General features: G+C 66.6%; 19 protein-coding genes and 1 riboswitch. Of the genes, 12 read left to right on the forward strand and 7 right to left on the reverse strand.

Annotated elements, in window-relative coordinates; genetic code table 11:
* Nucleotides 1–114 precede the first annotated feature (114 nt).
* From ACLKOZ_RS18600 to ACLKOZ_RS18610, 3 genes are all read left to right on the forward strand, one after another.
* Nucleotides 115–1,449 (forward strand): FAD-binding oxidoreductase, encoded by a 1,335-nt coding sequence (locus tag ACLKOZ_RS18600; RefSeq protein WP_436477270.1) that lies wholly within the window; start codon nt 115–117, stop codon nt 1,447–1,449.
* A 309-nt stretch (nt 1,450–1,758) separates the two neighbouring features.
* Nucleotides 1,759–2,628: a DUF4031 domain-containing protein gene (locus ACLKOZ_RS18605; RefSeq protein WP_436477272.1), complete on the forward strand. Its 870-nt coding sequence runs from the start codon at nt 1,759–1,761 to the stop codon at nt 2,626–2,628.
* A gap of 81 nt (nt 2,629–2,709) precedes the next feature.
* Nucleotides 2,710–3,159 carry a VOC family protein gene (locus ACLKOZ_RS18610; RefSeq protein WP_436477274.1) on the forward strand — a complete coding sequence of 150 codons (450 nt, stop codon included), beginning with the start codon at nt 2,710–2,712 and terminating at the stop codon, nt 3,157–3,159.
* 42 nt (nt 3,160–3,201) lie between these two features.
* On the opposite strand, the gene ACLKOZ_RS18615 is transcribed toward ACLKOZ_RS18610, so the two are convergent.
* From ACLKOZ_RS18615 to ACLKOZ_RS18625, 3 genes are all read right to left on the reverse strand, one after another.
* Nucleotides 3,202–3,603 carry a YccF domain-containing protein gene (locus ACLKOZ_RS18615; RefSeq protein WP_337352088.1) on the reverse strand — a complete coding sequence of 134 codons (402 nt, stop codon included), beginning with the start codon at nt 3,601–3,603 and terminating at the stop codon, nt 3,202–3,204.
* A gap of 94 nt (nt 3,604–3,697) precedes the next feature.
* Nucleotides 3,698–4,297, reverse strand: coding sequence for a phosphoribosylanthranilate isomerase (locus ACLKOZ_RS18620; protein ID WP_436477276.1), 600 nt, complete (start codon nt 4,295–4,297; stop codon nt 3,698–3,700).
* An 86-nt stretch (nt 4,298–4,383) separates the two neighbouring features.
* Entirely contained in the window at nt 4,384–5,223 is an 840-nt protein-coding gene (locus ACLKOZ_RS18625; RefSeq protein ID WP_436477278.1) for a phosphotransferase family protein, read from the reverse strand.
* A 52-nt stretch (nt 5,224–5,275) separates the two neighbouring features.
* Here ACLKOZ_RS18625 and ACLKOZ_RS18630 point away from each other — a divergent pair, with 52 nt between their 5' ends.
* Entirely contained in the window at nt 5,276–5,902 is a 627-nt protein-coding gene (locus ACLKOZ_RS18630; RefSeq protein WP_436477280.1) for a HutD/Ves family protein, read from the forward strand.
* Between the two features lie 33 nt (nt 5,903–5,935).
* On the opposite strand, the gene ACLKOZ_RS18635 is transcribed toward ACLKOZ_RS18630, so the two are convergent.
* A complete protein-coding gene (locus tag ACLKOZ_RS18635) occupies nt 5,936–6,532 on the reverse strand; it encodes a hypothetical protein (RefSeq protein WP_436477282.1) in 597 nt (198 codons plus the stop codon).
* A gap of 266 nt (nt 6,533–6,798) precedes the next feature.
* On the opposite strand from ACLKOZ_RS18635, the gene ACLKOZ_RS18640 reads away from it, so the two are divergent.
* The 3 genes from ACLKOZ_RS18640 to ACLKOZ_RS18650 all read left to right on the forward strand — a co-directional run bounded on the left by ACLKOZ_RS18640 (nt 6,799) and on the right by ACLKOZ_RS18650 (nt 8,164).
* Nucleotides 6,799–7,329, forward strand: a complete 531-nt coding sequence (locus ACLKOZ_RS18640; RefSeq protein ID WP_337347352.1) for a ferritin — start codon at nt 6,799–6,801, stop codon at nt 7,327–7,329.
* A 68-nt stretch (nt 7,330–7,397) separates the two neighbouring features.
* Nucleotides 7,398–7,463: riboswitch (guanidine-III (ykkC-III) riboswitch) on the forward strand.
* Between the two features lie 9 nt (nt 7,464–7,472).
* Nucleotides 7,473–7,796, forward strand: coding sequence for a DMT family transporter (locus ACLKOZ_RS18645; protein ID WP_436477284.1), 324 nt, complete (start codon nt 7,473–7,475; stop codon nt 7,794–7,796).
* Nucleotides 7,796–8,164 carry a DMT family transporter gene (locus tag ACLKOZ_RS18650; protein ID WP_436477286.1) on the forward strand — a complete coding sequence of 123 codons (369 nt, stop codon included), beginning with the start codon at nt 7,796–7,798 and terminating at the stop codon, nt 8,162–8,164. The genes ACLKOZ_RS18645 and ACLKOZ_RS18650 overlap by 1 nt, the downstream gene beginning before the upstream one ends.
* Here ACLKOZ_RS18650 and ACLKOZ_RS18655 read toward each other — a convergent pair.
* Complete coding sequence (locus ACLKOZ_RS18655; protein ID WP_436477288.1) at nt 8,142–8,342, reverse strand: hypothetical protein; 201 nt, start codon at nt 8,340–8,342, stop codon at nt 8,142–8,144. The genes ACLKOZ_RS18650 and ACLKOZ_RS18655 overlap by 23 nt on opposite strands.
* A gap of 80 nt (nt 8,343–8,422) precedes the next feature.
* Between ACLKOZ_RS18655 and ACLKOZ_RS18660 the strand changes: the two genes are divergently transcribed.
* The 3 genes from ACLKOZ_RS18660 (at nt 8,423) to ACLKOZ_RS18670 (ending at nt 10,794) form a co-directional block, all read left to right on the forward strand.
* The gene (locus tag ACLKOZ_RS18660) at nt 8,423–9,049 is read left to right on the forward strand and encodes a nucleoside/nucleotide kinase family protein (RefSeq protein ID WP_436477290.1); all 627 of its coding nucleotides are present in this window, start codon (nt 8,423–8,425) and stop codon (nt 9,047–9,049) included.
* 72 nt (nt 9,050–9,121) lie between these two features.
* Nucleotides 9,122–10,117 carry an aldo/keto reductase gene (locus tag ACLKOZ_RS18665; RefSeq protein ID WP_436477292.1) on the forward strand — a complete coding sequence of 332 codons (996 nt, stop codon included), beginning with the start codon at nt 9,122–9,124 and terminating at the stop codon, nt 10,115–10,117.
* A 26-nt stretch (nt 10,118–10,143) separates the two neighbouring features.
* The gene (locus ACLKOZ_RS18670) at nt 10,144–10,794 is read left to right on the forward strand and encodes an MBL fold metallo-hydrolase (RefSeq protein WP_436477294.1); all 651 of its coding nucleotides are present in this window, start codon (nt 10,144–10,146) and stop codon (nt 10,792–10,794) included.
* A gap of 140 nt (nt 10,795–10,934) precedes the next feature.
* On the opposite strand, the gene ACLKOZ_RS18675 is transcribed toward ACLKOZ_RS18670, so the two are convergent.
* On the reverse strand, nt 10,935–12,836 hold the full coding sequence (locus ACLKOZ_RS18675) for a DEAD/DEAH box helicase (protein ID WP_337347360.1): 1,902 nt from the start codon (nt 12,834–12,836) through the stop codon (nt 10,935–10,937).
* A gap of 419 nt (nt 12,837–13,255) precedes the next feature.
* Here ACLKOZ_RS18675 and ACLKOZ_RS18680 point away from each other — a divergent pair, with 419 nt between their 5' ends.
* On the forward strand, nt 13,256–13,981 hold the full coding sequence (locus tag ACLKOZ_RS18680; RefSeq protein WP_436477296.1) for a class I SAM-dependent methyltransferase: 726 nt from the start codon (nt 13,256–13,258) through the stop codon (nt 13,979–13,981).
* 39 nt (nt 13,982–14,020) lie between these two features.
* Nucleotides 14,021–14,623 (forward strand): dihydrofolate reductase family protein, encoded by a 603-nt coding sequence (locus ACLKOZ_RS18685; protein ID WP_436477298.1) that lies wholly within the window; start codon nt 14,021–14,023, stop codon nt 14,621–14,623.
* Between the two features lie 21 nt (nt 14,624–14,644).
* On the opposite strand, the gene ACLKOZ_RS18690 is transcribed toward ACLKOZ_RS18685, so the two are convergent.
* Nucleotides 14,645–16,057: an MFS transporter gene (locus ACLKOZ_RS18690; protein ID WP_436477300.1), complete on the reverse strand. Its 1,413-nt coding sequence runs from the start codon at nt 16,055–16,057 to the stop codon at nt 14,645–14,647.
* Nucleotides 16,058–16,072 lie beyond the last annotated feature (15 nt).

Here is a 16,072-nt window from a genome sequence, read left to right on the forward strand (position 1 = left end):
AAAGCCCCCGGTTTCGGCCGGCCGCGCGTGCTAATGGCCCCTCTATGGAACACCCGTCGCCAGAGTCCTACGCTATGGGGAGGGGAAGAGCCGCACTCGCTGAGGAGCGTTGTGATGAAGTGGATCAAGCCTGACAGCCCCGATTATGATCCGGCCCGCAAGGTCTTCAACGCCATGATTGACCGGCGTCCGGCGGTGATAGCCCAATGCTCCACTGACGCGGACGTGGCCGAAGCCCTCCGGTACGGAAGGGACAATTCGCTCGCCATCGCCGTCCGCGCCGGGGGCCACTCAGTGGCAGGAATGTCCATGAACGACGGCGGCCTGGTGATCGATGTCCGGCCCATGAAGTCGATCGACGTCGACCCCGAGTCCGGCATTGTCACCGCAGGGGCCGGCCTGACCTGGGGCGAGTTCGACCACGCCACCCAGGAGCACGCACTGGCGGTGACTGGCGGACGCGCCTCCACAACCGGCGTCGCCGGCTTTACTTTGGGCGGCGGATCCGGGTGGCTGGAACGGTCCTACGGTTTCGCGTGTGACAGCCTCGTCTCCGTAAACCTGGTGACGGCCGACGGCGAGCGCGTCACCGCGAGCACCAGGGAGAATCCCGAACTCTTTTGGGCACTCCATGGTGGCGGCGGGAACTTCGGGGTGGCAACATCCTTCACGTTCCAGGCCCACCGGCTCGGTCCGGTGGTGCACGCCGGGATGTGGCTGTGGCCGGCCGAGGCAGCAACGGACATCACCCGGGCGTTCAGGGACCTCGCCCTTGCAGCCCCAGACGGCGTGGGCCTGGCGCTCTTATACGTGACGGCACCGGCTGAACCATTTGTGCCGGACGAGATGGTAGGAAAGATGGCCACCCTGGTCGCTTACCTCTATGCCGGCGACCCCGAGGAAGGCTCCGAGCATGCCAGGCCATTCCGCGAACTCGGGCCTGCCGTCGACCTCGTGGGCGACACCCATTACGCCGACTTCCAATCTTCCCTCGATGATCCGCCGGACCACTACAACTACTGGAGCGCCGACTACCACGATGAACTGCCCGACGAAGCGCTGGACCTCTTTGTGGAATCGGCCCGGACCCTACCGGATGCCACGTCCCAGCAGCTCATCGCGCGCTGGGGCGGCGCCGTGGGCGGGAACGCTGCGGCGGCCACCCCGCTGATCAACCGGAACGCTGCCTGGGTGAGCCATCCGTACGGCATCTCCCCCACGCCCGAGGGAGGCCAACGAGCCAAGGCTTGGGTTAAGGAGTTCCGGGGCAAGATCGCCCCCTACGCCACCGGCGGGGTGTGGCTGAACTTCATCGGCAATGAAGGGCAGGACCGCATCCGGGCTGCGTTCGGCAACGGAAACTACGCCCGGCTGGCCAGGGTCAAGCGGGATTTCGACCCGCAGAACATCTTCCGTGGGAACCAGAACATCCTGCCGGCGGGCTCCTGACTGGGCTCCTTGCCAAGCCTCCCCGCCCGCCCCCCCAACTAGGTAGCAGCAGATGTCGTTATGAAGCGTCAAAACGACATCTGCTGCTACCTAGTTGGGAAAGGCACGACGTCGGCAGCCCCCGGGTGCCCGCGCGCGCATTTTCATCACTCCGGCTGAACTTGTTCATCCTCCTGATGCCTGTGTGCGTTCCCGCCCAGTTGCTTGTTCCGATACACCGTCGTGGCCGGCGTGTCGACGCAGGAATGCCGCCCTGCCCTCCGGTAACTGGGCAGGAGCGCACGGAAGCACCGGGACTAGACTTCCACCATGGCCATCTACCTCGATCCGCCCCTCTGGCCTGCGCACGATACGCACTTCTCGCACCTCATCTCGGATACCTCGCTTGAGGAACTCCACACCTTCGCTGCCGCGGCCGGAATCCCGGAGCGGGCCTTCGACTGTGACCACTACGACGTACCGGAGCGCCGGTTCGATGATCTGGTGGCCGCCGGAGCCCTTCCGGTGGAAGCGCGCATCCTGGTGCGGAAGCTCATCGCCAGTGGGCTCCGGATCCCGGCCCGCCAGCGCAACAAATCCCTGAAGATTCCACTCCTGAACCGCTGGGAGAACATCATGCCAGGCCACGATGCCCTCTTCCTGGACCTGCTTGACCGCTGGGGCGAGGAGCATCGCAAGTACCACGGCCGCACCCACCTCCTGGCGGTGCTGGAGGCCCTGGACCTGCTCTCCGAACCGGACGTTCCGCCGCGCAATGTACAGCTGGCCGCGTGGTTCCACGACGCCGTGTACCGCGGAGCCGCCGGCCAGGACGAAGAGGATTCGGCCCGGCTCGCCGAGGAACGACTGGCCCAAGCCGGACTCCCGGCCGCGGACATCGAGGAAGTGGCACGGCTGGTCCGGCTCACCTCCGATCATCGCCCGCAAGCAGGGGACGACGACGGCGCGCTCCTTTGCGATGCGGACCTCTCAGTCCTCGGTGGCGAACCGGAGCCCTACGCAAGGTATGTGGCCGCCGTTCGGGAAGACTATGCGCACATCGGCGACGCCGACTTCGCCGCTGGACGCGCCGCCGTCGTCCGCCAACTGCTGGAACTGGACCCGCTCTTCCACAGCCAACGGGCACGCGAACTGTGGCTCGACGCCGCGCACCGAAACCTCCGCGGCGAACTGGCCTGAGCACAATCATCGGCCCGGGCGGCGCGTCGCAACAGGGTCCAGAGCCTTTACGGCTCCGGCAGCCGGTGGAAGACTGCTCGGATGAACCTGCGCATCCAAGCCGTCAGCATCGACTCCACCGATCCCAAAGTTCCCGCCGACTTCTGGGAAAAAGCCCTGGACTGGCGCAGGACTTACGAGGCGGAAGACGAAATCGTGCTGGAACCGCCGGCAGGCAGCCCCGCCGACGGCGTCTGCCCTGACCTGCTGTTCCTGAAGGTGCCCGAGCGGAAAGAGCTCAAGAACAGGCTGCACCTGGACCTGCGCCCGGAGGACCAGGCCGAAGAGGTGAAGCGGCTGGAGGCCCTGGGCGCTGTCCGGATCGATGTCGGGCAGGGACCGGAGGTGACGTGGGTGGTGATGGCGGACCCGGACGGTAACGAATTCTGCGTGCTCCGGGCGCTCCGGTCCGACGAATTGGAAGCCCAGGGCCTGGTCCCGGGTATTGAAGGGCAGGCCGTGGACGGCACCGTGGAGCGGCCCGCGAATTAGCCCGGAGCCTCGGGGGACGGGTCTCCCTGGGTGCCTCCGTGTTTAGCGGTAGGCGGTGATGAACGGCCTGTCCGAGGGCACGATCTGCTTGCCGAGCGGCATCAGGCTCACCGGAATCAGCTTCAGGTTGGCGATGGCCAGGGGAATACCGATGATGGTGATGGCCATGGCGATGGCCGTGGCCACGTGGCCGATCGCGATCCAAATGCCCGCGACCAGCAGCCAGATCACGTTCCCGAGCAACGAAAACACGCCCGAGCCGCCCGGCTTGTCCACCACCATGCGCCCAAACGGCCACAGGGTGTAGGCGGCAATCCGGAAGGACGCGATTCCCCACGGAATGGTGACGATCAGGAGGCAGCAGATGATGCCGGCCAGGAAATAGCCCAGGGCAAGCCACAACCCGCCGAAAACCAGCCAGATGATGTTGAGCAGTGTCTTCATCTGTCCATTGTGCCCCGACGGGTCCGACATTAGCCTCGGGGTCTGCCCTGATTCGCCCCTGAACCGGAAGGCCCTGCCGGCGATGGGTGCGCGGTCAGCCCTTGGCGGCCTTCACGAAGGCGCGGATCTTATCCAGGTCCTTTACCCCGCGCGAGGCCTCCACCCCGGAGGAGACGTCCACGCCCCACGCGCCCGAGGCTGCGGTGGCGTGCGCCACAGTATCCGGGTCCAGTCCGCCGGCCAGCAGCCATTTGCGGTCCTGGAGTGCCGTTACGTCGACCATGGAGGCGTAGTCCCAGGACTCTCCGGACCCGGGCACGGCGGCATCAATCAGCAGGAATTCCTCGCCCCAGTCGGCGAACGCTTCCGCAGTGGCTGCCATGGTGATCGCCCTGATCAGCTTCATGCCGGCGTCGTGCACTGTTCTCACGTCTTCCGGGGTGAGGTCACTGTGGAGTTGGACCCACTGGAGTCCGGCTGAACGGGCGATGGCAAGGGCGTCGGCCAAAGGTTCATGCCGGAAAACGCCAACGGCAATTACCCCTTCCGGCACCTCGGCCAAAAGAGTGGAAACCTGCGACGGCGAGACCACGCGCGGGCTGGCCGTCAGGACAAAGCCGACGGCGTCCGCCCCCGCGCCGACCGCCTCACGGACGGATTCGGGCGTACTGAGACCACACACTTTGACGAACATTCCCGGCTCCTTCAGGCTGTCTTCGTGACGTCCCCCGGGAGGAGATTAGCAGGGAAGTGCTCCCTGCGCCGATGTGACGCCGGTCTTCAGCCGCGGGACAGCAGCCGCTCCACCATGACGCGCCCGGCCTGTTCGAAAGCGGCGTCACCCAGCTGGTTGGCCCACGCCGCCGTGCCGATGGCCTGGTTCAAGTTCTCCAGGCGCCATAAGTCCGCCTCGGCCGGCCCGACGGTCCTGCCCAAGCCCGTATAAAAGGCGTCGGCCAGCTCCGGCCTGCGAACGAACTGCTGGTGGCTGAGCCGCACGAGGTCGTGCACCCAGGGGCGCCGTTCCGCGCGGCCAAAGTCGATGACCTTGATCAGCCCGTTGTCCTGGAGCCAGTTCCGTGGCTGGTAATCGCCATGCGTGGCTACGAGTTCCACTGTGCCCGGATCCAGGCCATCCAACTCCTGCGCCAGGATGGTGAGCTGGGTTTCCGGCAGGAGCCCCTGAGCGCGGTCCATCCAGGCCCGGGTCTTCCTAGCCAGTGCTTTGGCGTAGTGGGGCGAGACCCCGGCGGGCCGATGGAGGCGCCTTAGCAGCGCCCCTGCCTGGCGGTAGGTGTCCGGATCGTCCTCGGCCGGTGTCCCCTCGACCAGCGACCCCGGCAAAAATTCGGTCACCAGGATCCCGGCCTTTGCGGAGGCATGCAGTAAGGCGGGAACCCGTCCGTCGAGCCCCTCGAAACCGGCTGTGTGGGCGGCGATTTCCCGGTGGATGTGGTGGCTTGTGGTGCTCGCCTTGATGATAAGGGCTGCACCCTGCGGCGTGACAACGTGGAGGACGTTGGTGTCCTGCAGGGGCCAGGAGTAGTCCCGGACGAGCGTGTAACTTCCTAGCCAGGACGTCAGCAGCCGACCCTGTTCGTCGGTGATCCCTTGGCGCATCTCCCCAGCATGCCACGCGTGGCAGTGCCGGCCGACAAACTAGGCTGGTCGGATGGAGATCATCCGCTTTGCAGAGCTCAGGAACGAACCATGGCGCAACGGCGGCGGGGTGACGCGGGAGCTTGCCAGCCACCCGCAGGCCGCCTCCGCCCAGGACGGGGCGTGGGACTGGCGCGTCAGCATCGCCGAACTCACAAAAGCCGGCGACTTCTCCCCGTTCCCCGGCATGGAGCGGGTACTCACGGTGGTCGAGGGCGAGCTTCTCCTGCTGACCGTGGACGGGGCCGAGCATCCGCTGGAAAAGTACAGGCCCTTCAGGTTCTCCGGCGAAGCCGCTGCCCACGGCGCCCTGCCCACGGGCGACGTCCGGAACCTCAACGTCATCACCCGGACCGATTCCTTTAAGGGCTTTACGTCCATCATCGAACTTTCGAAGAAGCGCGCCCACCCGGTGTTCGAGGGCCAACTGGCGGTGCTGCTGCAGGGCTCGGCCACCGTCAGCCCGGGCGCTGCGGACGAGGCCGACGGCGGAACGGAAGGCCCTGCCGAAGCAGCCCCTGCCCCGGAACCCGAGGCACTCAACCGATACGACGCCGTCGTCGGTTCCGATATCCGCTCCCCGGAGATCCTGGGCCGCGGATTCCTGGCCGTCGTCTCGATCGACCGTGTGGCAGGCTGACCGGCAGCCCCACCTGTACCAGCCCGGGCCCGCTCAACCGATGAAGGTGACGAGGTCTTCGCAGAAATCCCGTCCTTCCGTGTCAGCCCGCCCGGGATCGGTGATCACGCCCACGAACTCAAGGAACTCATCATCGAACGGGTCGGCCGGTGTCCCACCGTGGTCAATGAGCACTTCGGCCCTGAACGTTCCCGTGTCCATGAAAAGACGCGTCCCGTCCGGGCCGTAGGCCTTCTCGACCCCGGATGCAGAGAAAACGATCGTCAACGTGCCGTCGCCGTTGTCTATGATGCTGTGATCCTTCTCCTGCTCGACCCGCGTGATAGTGAAGCTCTGGTCATTCAAAGTGTTCGTCCAGACGTCGGTCCGCCGGATGGGATTTACCGCGTAGGCCAGGCCGTCGCCGCGTTGGGTAAAGAGAAACATCGCCTCAACATCCCAGTCGTGCCGTACGGGGAAGTCCACCACTCCGGCGCAGAAGTTGGGATTCTCTTCCTGCGCAATGGCACTCCCGGAATCCGAAATATGTTCGTGCGCTAGGGGTCGCGCCAGCGCGGGCGCGGCCGATACCACCGCCATTCCGGATGCCAAGATCAATGCTGCCGCGGCGGCGAGTGCCTTGTGAATCATGGTTTCCTCCTCTACTGGTGGCCCACAGCGGTGAGCCGTGTGATCATTGCTTCCGTTCGGGATCCAGGCGGGCTGCCGCCAGTGACTTTGGGGGAGGGTGATAGGTCCACGAGGCGCTCCTCCTCACCACACAGGTGTCCGGAGCCCAGTCAGACGAACATTTCTCTTGTAAGGAACGCTACTCTCCGCGTTTGCCTGGCACTAGGGCCCGTTAGCTGAGCCTTTCCACACTGGTCACGCTGGGGCGCCGCTCCTAGACTCGGGCTATGACTTCCACACCCTTTAATGCGCTTCTGTCCACCCAGATCGGCAACGAGTTTGCCGCCTCGCAGCAGTACATTGCCGTGGCCACCTGGTTCGCCAACCAAGACCTCCCGCAGCTGGCCCGGTACTTTTACCGGCAGTCTGTTGAGGAACGGAACCACGCCATGATGATGGTGCAGTACATGCTGGACCGCGACATCCCCTTCACCATCCCGGGCGTCCCCACCGTACGCAACGACTTCTCCTCAGTGACGGAACCTTTGGCGCTGGCGCTGCAGCAGGAAAAGGAAGTGACCGGAAACATCGAGGCCCTCTTCCGCGCCGCACGTTCCGAGGATGACGCCCTGGGCGAGCAGTTCATGCTCTGGTTCCTCAAGGAGCAGGTGGAGGAAGTTGCCGCCATGACCACGCTCCTGAACATCGCCGAGCGCGCAGACAACCTCTTCGATATCGAGAACTTCATCGCCCGCGAAACGATCGGCGACGGCGGCCGCGACGCCTCCGCCCCGGAAGCGGCCGGCGGAGCCCTCTAAGCCCCGATCCCGGCGGTGAGGTTGGCCACCAACGTGGCCACCCGCCGTCGGGCGTTGCTACGCTGGGATTAAGGCTCCGCAACGGACCCTCCGGACGACGGTTCAGTACCCGGCACGCGACAAGACTGGCCAAAGGATCTGTCATGTCGTGGTTAATCCTCATTCTTTCCGGGGCGCTGGAAGCCGTCTGGGCGGCCGCCCTGCACCGGACCTTCCAGGCATCGGGCCGGCGCCGCGTCGCCCCCGCCATCCTGTTCCTGGCAGCAGTCCTCGCCAGCATGGCCGGCCTAGCCATTGCCATGCAAGCCATCCCTACCGGAACCGCCTACGCCGTGTGGGTGGGGGTGGGTGTGGTGCTGACCTCCGCCTACGCCATCACCACCAGGGCGGAACGTCCGACGGCGGCACGACTGCTGCTGCTCACCGGCATCGCCGCGTGCGTGGTTGGCCTGAAGGTGGTGGCGTAATGACTAAGCGCTCCGCGGCCTGGGTGATGCTCCTGGCCTCCGCTGTCCTCGAAGCCGTCTGGGCCACTGCGCTGGGCCTGTCCGACGGCTTCACCCGGCCCTTCCCCACGGTTGTCTTCGCTGTGACGGCGACGCTCAGCATGGTTGGCCTCGGGCTCGCCATTCGCAGCATTCCGCTGGGCACGGCCTACGCCGTGTGGGTGGGGATCGGTGCAGCCTTGACAGTCGGCTGGGCGATGGCCACCGGCGTCGAACCCTTCAGCGTGCTGAAGCTGCTGTTCATCGCGGGCATAGTGGGTTGCGCGGCCGGGCTGAAGTCGCTGCCCGCCGGCAAAAACGCCGACGCTACGCCTCGCTCTTCTCCGTAATCCACCAGCCCATGCCCAGAGGCAGCACGTACCCCACACGCTTTTTCCGCACTGTTTCGAGGCCAGCAAGGCTGAGCGCCTCCGCGACGGCGGAGGGCGGCAGATCCAGCAGGATCGCGTTCAGCTTGAGGGTCTCCTGCAGCGATCGGCCCGGGTGCAACGCGGCGGGGTCCAACACGAAGCCGATGGTCAATCGACTAAAGGGCCGGCTTGTGACTTGACGCCGGCGAGAACCAGCGGGCGGTTTAGGCTTTTCCCATGGATTCCCCCGAAGTGACGCAAGCCGTGGCCGCGCTCCGGCACAGGGTCGACAGCGGCCAACGGACGCTGCTGGGCATCACCGGTGCCCCCGGCTCGGGAAAGTCCACTTTTGCAGCCTGGCTCCAGCGGCACTTCGGCGCGGATCTGGCCGTCGTGGTGCCGATGGATGGCTTCCACCTGGGCAACGCGATCATCGACGGCACACCGCTGCGCCAGCGCAAGGGCGCCATGGACACGTTCGACGTCGGCGGGTACCTGTCGCTGTTGCAGCGCTTGGTGCGTCGGGACGAGGATGTGGTGTACGCCCCGGAGTTCCGCCGAACGCTCGACGAGCCGGTGGCAGCCTCCATCGCCGTCCCGGCTTCCGTGCCGCTGGTCATCACTGAAGGAAACTATCTCCTGGCCGAAACGCCGCAGTGGAAGGAAATTCGCGCGCAGCTTGACGAGGTCTGGTTCATGGAAACGGCGCCGGAGCTGCGGCTTGGCCGGCTGGTGGACCGGCACGTGGAGTTCGGCATGGCGCGGGCGGCGGCTGAAGCATGGGCGACGGGCCCGGATGAAGCCAACGCCGTGCTGATCGAAGCCACCCGCCAGCGCGCGGACCGGATCATCCCCTGGGGCTAGGACCCGGAATAGTCCGGCCGAGGCCAGGGTTCTTGGCTGGGACACACATCCACAAATGAACGGAGCGCGCTCATGACTGCACCATCGGTCCACCTCGGCGACGGCCTCAAGGTCAGTCCCCTGGGTTTCGGCGGAATGGCCCTCACGCCGGTTTACGGCGAGGTTGACCCGGGCCAAGCCCTCGAGACCCTGCATCATGCCGTGGATGCCGGCGTCAGCTTCATTGACACCGCGGACATCTACGGCGGGGGCAGCAACGAAGAACTCATTGCGCAGTTGCTCAAGGACCGCCGGGATGAGGTGCAGCTCGCCACTAAGTTCTCACTGGTGGGCAACCCGGCTAAGGGCTACACGGACATCCGGGGCGACGCCGCTTATGTCCGGCAGGCTGTGGACGCGAGCCTTACACGCCTGGGCACGGACGTCATCGACCTCTACTACATGCACCGCCGTGACCTCCGCGTTCCGATTGTGGAAACCGTGGAGGCCATGGCGGGGCTGGTGCAGCAGGGCAAGATCAAACATCTTGGCCTGTCCGAGGTAACTGCGCAGGAGCTGGCCGAAGCTAACTCCGTGCACCCCATCGCCGCTGTCCAGAGCGAATGGTCCATCTGGAGCCGCGACGTGGAACGCAACGTTGTCCCAGCCGCCGCCAGCCTGGGTGTGGGCTTTGTGCCGTATTCGCCACTGGGCCGGGGATTCCTCACCGGCACTGTGGACGCTTCCAGCCTCGGTGCCAATGACTTCCGACGCCGGATCCCGCGCTTCGCCGAGGACGCCGCGGACGCCAACCAGGCAGTCGTGGAGGCAGTTCGTTCGGTCGCGGCGGAGCTTGCCGCGACTCCCGCCCAAGTAGCGCTCGCCTGGCTGCTGGCACAGGGCAACCGGCTGGGACTGGCCGTGGTCCCCATCCCCGGCACGCGCAAAACGCACCGGATCGACGAAAACCTCGGCGCCCTGTCCCTCAACCTGACCCCGGCGCAACTGGACGCGCTGGACCTGGCCGCGGACGCCGTCGTCGGCTCCCGCTCCGCGGACCCCAACTGGGTGTCCCAGGGCCGTGAATAGCCAAGGCCTTGAATAAGCTGAAGCCCATGGAAACGCTCATTCACGACCTAAGGAACATCACCATCCGCCGGATTTCGGTCAGCGAGATGGACAATAACGTGTATTTGCTGACCGCGAAGGAGTCCGGCGCGCAGCTGCTGATTGATGCGGCGGACGATCTTCCCGCCATTCAGGGGCTGCTGCAGGACGCCGCCGCGGACACCGCTGCAGCGCCCAAACTGGAACTCATAGCAACTACACACCAGCACTGGGACCATGTCCGCGCATTGCCCGCTTTGGTGGAAGCCACCGGAGCCAGGACCGCGGCCGGAACTGACGACGCCACGGAGCTCCCGGTGAAGGTGGACGTCCTGCTGGACCACGGCGACATCGGCATCTTCGACGGCTTCGACGTGACGGCAGTGCACCTGCGCGGGCACACCCCCGGATCCGTGGCGTTCGTCTACCAGGATCCGGATGGCCCGGCGCACATCTTCTCCGGGGATTCACTCTTCCCCGGAGGCGTGGGCAACACCCAGAAGGATCCCGACCGGTTCAGCCAGCTGATCAACGATGTGAGCGAGCGGCTGTTTGACGTCTATCCGGACGACACCGTGGTACATCCGGGCCACGGGAAGCCCACCACCCTCGGCGCGGAACGCCCACACCTGGAGGAGTGGCGCGCCCGCGGCTGGTAGCGCTTAACCCATCGAGTGCTCCACAAACGCCGTTATGAACCTTCTAAACGGCGTTTACGGAGCACTCGATGTTGGTTAACCTGGGCCCACAACCGCCGGGATCCCTGACCGAGCTTGCGAGGTTAGGGAACGGTTGGGGATTAGCGGCTGCGGCGTTCGTTCGACGCCGGTGCTGACGCGCGGCGCGGGCCGCTGCGGGCCGGACGGCCATCGCTCGAGCGACCGCCGCCGCCGTTGCCTGCGTAGGAGCCGCCCGACGTTCCGCCAGTGTTGGAGGACCAGACAGCCTTGTTGCCGCCGCCGGCTGCACCGGCACCTGCGGAACGCTGTCCGCCACCAGTACGGGCACCTGCTCCGGCTGCTGCGCGCTGGCCCGTTGCCGGGCGTCCGCCGCGCTGTCCGCCGGAGGTAGCCGGGCGTCCGGTACCGCCGCGGGGGGCATCGCTGCGGGTGACACGTGAGTCCGCGCGTCCGTCGGAACCGCGGCCAGCCGATGCACGGCCACCTGCTGCGGGGACGTCGTTGCGGTGAGTGGAAGCTGCGGTACCGCGGCCACGGGCGTTGCGGCGTGCGGCCGCCGCTGCGATGGCGCGGTCTTCGTTCTGCTCGATGACGCGGTCTGCGGCGTTGCGGGCAGCGGCCTGGCCTTCGTAGGCCACTGCGCGGCGCTCTGCACGGGGCAGGTCGGTGCGCGGAGCCTCAGCCGAGACCCGTCCACGTCCGCCACGGCCGCCACGGCCACCCGCGGTGGGGGCCGCCTGGGTAGTGCGACGGGCGCGCTTGCGCTCGGCGTTGGCACCGGTGGAGGTGCCGCCGCCCTGCTGCTTTGCCTTGCTGGCGAGCAGTGCTGCCCGGGTGCGCGGGTCAATCTTGTCGGCCATTTCGCCCACGAGTTCGGCGACCAGCGGGGAGTTGGCGGTCACGCGCTCGAAGTTGACCTCGACGCCGGCTGCCTTCATGAGCTTCTTGACGTCGCTCTGCTGCTCCGGGAGGGTCAGCGTGACAACAGTGCCGTCCGAACCCGCACGGGCCGTACGGCCTGAGCGGTGCAGGTATGCCTTGTGCTCGGTGGGCGGATCCACGTGGATCACCAGTTCGACGTCGTCCACGTGGACGCCGCGGGCGGCGACGTCGGTGGCCACGAGCACGCGAACCTCACCGGAGGAGAACTCCGCCAGGTTGCGGTCACGGGCGTTCTGCGAAAGGTTGCCGTGCAGGTCGACGGCGGGGATCCCGGCGTCGGTCAGCGTCTTAGCCAGCTTGCGCGCGTGGTGCTTGGTGCGCATGAAGAGCACGCGGCGGCCGGCGCCTGAAGCGAGCTCGACGATCAGCTGCTTCTTGACGGTCTGGTCGTTGACCACCAGCACGTGGTGCTCCATGGTGGTCACCGCGGCCTGGGGATCATCCACGGAGTGGGTCAGCGGGTTGGACAGGTAGCGCTGGACGATCTTGTCCACGCCGTTGTCCAGGGTGGCGGAGAAGAGCAGGCGCTGGCCCTGGCTGGGGGTCATGTCCATGAGCTTCTTCACGACGGGCAGGAAGCCGAGGTCGGCCATGTGGTCGGCCTCGTCCAGCACGGTGACCTCAACGGCTTCGAGGGTCAGGATGCGCTGGCGGATCAGGTCCTCGAGCCGGCCCGGGCAGGCGATGACGATGTCGACGCCGGCGCGGAGGGCCTTTTCCTGCCGGGCCTGGGAGATGCCGCCGTAGATCACGGTGGTGTTCAGGCCCATGGCCTTGGCCATCGGCTCGATGGTGGCGTTGATCTGGGTGGCGAGCTCGCGGGTCGGTGCGAGGACCAGGCCCATGGGGCGGCCGGGCTTGCGGAAGTGCTTGGCTTCCCGCTCAGCGAGTCGTGCTACAAGCGGGATGGCGAAAGCGATGGTCTTGCCGGAGCCGGTGCGGCCGCGGCCCAGGACGTCGCGTCCGGCCAGCGTGTCCGGGAGGGTCTTGACCTGGATGGGGAACGGTTCAACAATTCCCTGGGCGGTGAGGGTGTCGGCAAGTGCTTTGGGCGTGCCGAGGGCAGCGAAAGTAGTCATGTAGTCAAAGGTCTTTCAGGCGGTATCCGTGCGGATATCGGCCCCCGACGCCGGTTGGCTCAGGGGTTCGCCGAAGAAAAGTCAGGTGATCAACCGTGCTGCTGCCCGGTTCAGGGCGGCGGCTGGGACCAAATGGAACGCGTTCATCGACGCAGGATGTGCCTCTCACATGAAAAAACCCGCTTCCCAAAATTCGGGACTCCGATTTAGGGAGCAAGCGGGCATCACTGCACATCAAGTTTCACCAGTCTAGCATCCCGCGACCGCCGGGCCTGCCCTCGGTCCCGCGACCCAGTCCCAACTAAGTAGCAGCAGATGTCGTTTTCAGGCCCCAAAACGACATCTGCTGCTACCCAGTTGGGCTGCGGGGCGGCTGCGGGGCGTTGCCAGCGGGGGCCCTCCAGGAGCAGGCTTGAGGCATGACGCAACAGGGCGAAGACCACCACCACGTAACGGACGACGGCGGCACCCGGCTCAGCGACGAACCGCACCAAAGTGCCGCTGAAGCCTGGGACGAAAGGTACCGCAGCAAGCTAAACCTCTGGAGCGGCAAACCCAATCCACAACTCGTCCGCGAAGGAGGCGGCCTCCGGCCAGGCAAGGCACTGGACCTGGGCTGCGGCGAAGGGGCCGACGCCATCTGGCTCGCCCAGCAAGGCTGGACTGTCACCGCCGTCGACGTTTCCGCCGTCGCGCTCGAACGGGCCGCCACCCACGAAAAAGCCGCGCTGGAACGCGAAAGCGTGCACGCCAAGGGGCCAGGCGAGATTCCCAGCCGCATCCACTGGGAACAGTGCGACCTCGAGGACTGGCAGCCGGCAGGAACGTACGATCTTGTGTCCTCCCAGTTCCTGCACTCACCCCAGCTGGCGTGGCAGGGTCCGCTGCGGGCCGCCGCTGGCGCCGTCAAGCCCGGCGGGACGCTGCTGATCGTTGGCCACCATCCGGACCGGCTGCCGCCGTGGGGAACCCACAACTCGCATGAGATGTTCTACACGCCCGCCGAACTGGTCCAGGAACTTGGCCTGGACTCGCCGGAATGGCAGGTGGAGGTCAGCACCACAAGGGAGCGGGTGGTCGCCGGACCTGACGGCCGGGAAGCCGTCATCGGCGATACCGTGCTCCGGGCTACCCGGCTGTCCTGATCACCGCTTTCCGGACCAACCCAGTGGAAGGTATGAACCATGGCAAGGCTCATCGCCGAAATGACCATGTCGCTGGACGGGTTCATTGCCCTCCCCGATGACACCGTCGGCGGACTGTTCGACTGGTACGAGAACGGCCCCGTGGAGGTTCCCACCGCCAGGCCGGACATGACCTGGCATGTCTCGGAGGCCAGCGCGGGGCATCTGCGCCGGACCATGTCCACTGCGGGCGCGCTGCTGGTGGGGCGCCGCATCTTCGACATCACCCACGGCTGGGACGGGCAGCATCCCATCGACTGTCCCATTGTGGTGCTCAGCCATTCCGTCCCGGAGGGCTGGCCCCGCGAAGGCGTGCCGTACACCTTCGTCACCAGCGGCTTCCAGGAGGCCGCGGCTGAAGCCCAAAAACTCGCCGGGGACAAGGACGTGGGCCTTGCCGGGCCGGATATCATCCGCCAGGCGATCGACGCCGGCCTCCTCGCGGAGATCCGCGTCAACCTGGCACCGTGGCTGCTGGGGACCGGAATCCGCTTTTTCGACCACCTCAACGCCGCCCCGGTGAAACTGGAACGGACGCGCGTGATTGAGGGCGACGGCGTCACGCATCTTTACTTCAACGTCCTCCCCCGCCCGGACTACTGAGCTGCCGCGTATCGGGCAGGCCTACCGGGCCGTCCGCGCCGAGACCCTCGGCGCCACGGCGACCCCGGCTGCGGCGAGCACAGCAGCGAGGGCAAAGACGCCGGCGAACGATTCCGCCGTCGTCGTAAATGCCGCGAACACGATGGCCGTGGAGGCGAGCGCGAGGGCGCCGCCCAGCGAGTCGGAGATGGACATTGCCGAGCTGTTGAAGCCCTCGTTGTCCTTGGTGGACAGGGCCAGCGTCATCACGCTCAGCCGGGGATACAGCAGACCCATGCCGCCGCCAGCGAAGATCCAGCCGGCAATCGCGACGGCGGCTGGCCAGTTCAGTGCGGTGGTTACCAGTGCCAGGGTAATGGCGGCCAGCACCAGAACCGAGCCGAGGCGCACCGCCGCGCGGTGGTCCAGCCTGTTGCCGAGGCGGCCCTGGATCGCGGAGGCAGCAGCCCACGCCAGTGCGCCTCCGGTCAGGGTGAGGCCGGCGAAGGTGGGCGAGAATTCGTACTGCTCGATCAACAGGTAGGGCAGGTACACCTCGGCGCCGAAGAACGCCGAGGAGACGAGGCCGCGGGTGAGGATCACGCTGGGTAGGCCGCGCCGGGCGGTCAGGGTTCCGCGCGGCACGAGGGGGCGGACAGCCACCAGGGCGACCACGATGGCGGCAGCGGCCAAAACGCCCGGCGCAGCGGGGATCCCGGCCACCCGGACCTCGGCGGACAGGTTAAGCGCCAGGACAGCCAGCGCGGCTAGCCCTGCCCACGCGAGGCGGCCCACAGCCCAGGACGGGATTGAGGATTCCTGGGGTTGCCGGTCCACGCCACGCAGCACCGGAACGATCATCACCAGGGCAGGGACGACCAGCCCCACCACGCCTAAGAACACCCAGTGCCAGCTCAGGACCTGCGCCACGATGCCGGCCGCGAACGGGCCCACCAGGGACGGGATCACCCAGGCGGCAGCAAAAGCGGCGAAAATTTTCGGGTGCAGGAGCGCGGGGTAGACCCGGGCCACCACGACGTACAGGGCAACGGTCATCGCTCCGCCGCCGAGCCCCTGGACCAGCCGGCCGGCCACAAGCACAGGCATCGACGCCGCCGTGCCAGCGATCAGCAGGCCAGCGACAAAGAGCGCCACGGAGGCGTACAGCGGTGCAGTGGGGCCCCGCCGGTCGGACCAGTTTCCGGCCGCCACCATGCCGATCACGCCGGTGGCCAGTGGTCCTGCGAAAGCCAGGGCATACAGGCTGGCTCCGTCCAGGTCGCGGCTGACCACAGGCATGATGGTGGTCACCGCCAGGGATTCGAAGGCGGCCAGGAAAACCAGGGCGCACGCGCCGATGGTCACCCACAGGTATGGCCGCTGCAGGATCCCTGCAGCGGGGTCAGTGGCGGGGAGGGTGGAATCGCGCACGGTTACGGCCTGATCAGAAGTCATGGACGCAAACCTAGG

Source organism: Arthrobacter sp. R4 (genome assembly GCF_051365025.1).
Lineage (GTDB): Bacteria > Actinomycetota > Actinomycetes > Actinomycetales > Micrococcaceae > Arthrobacter.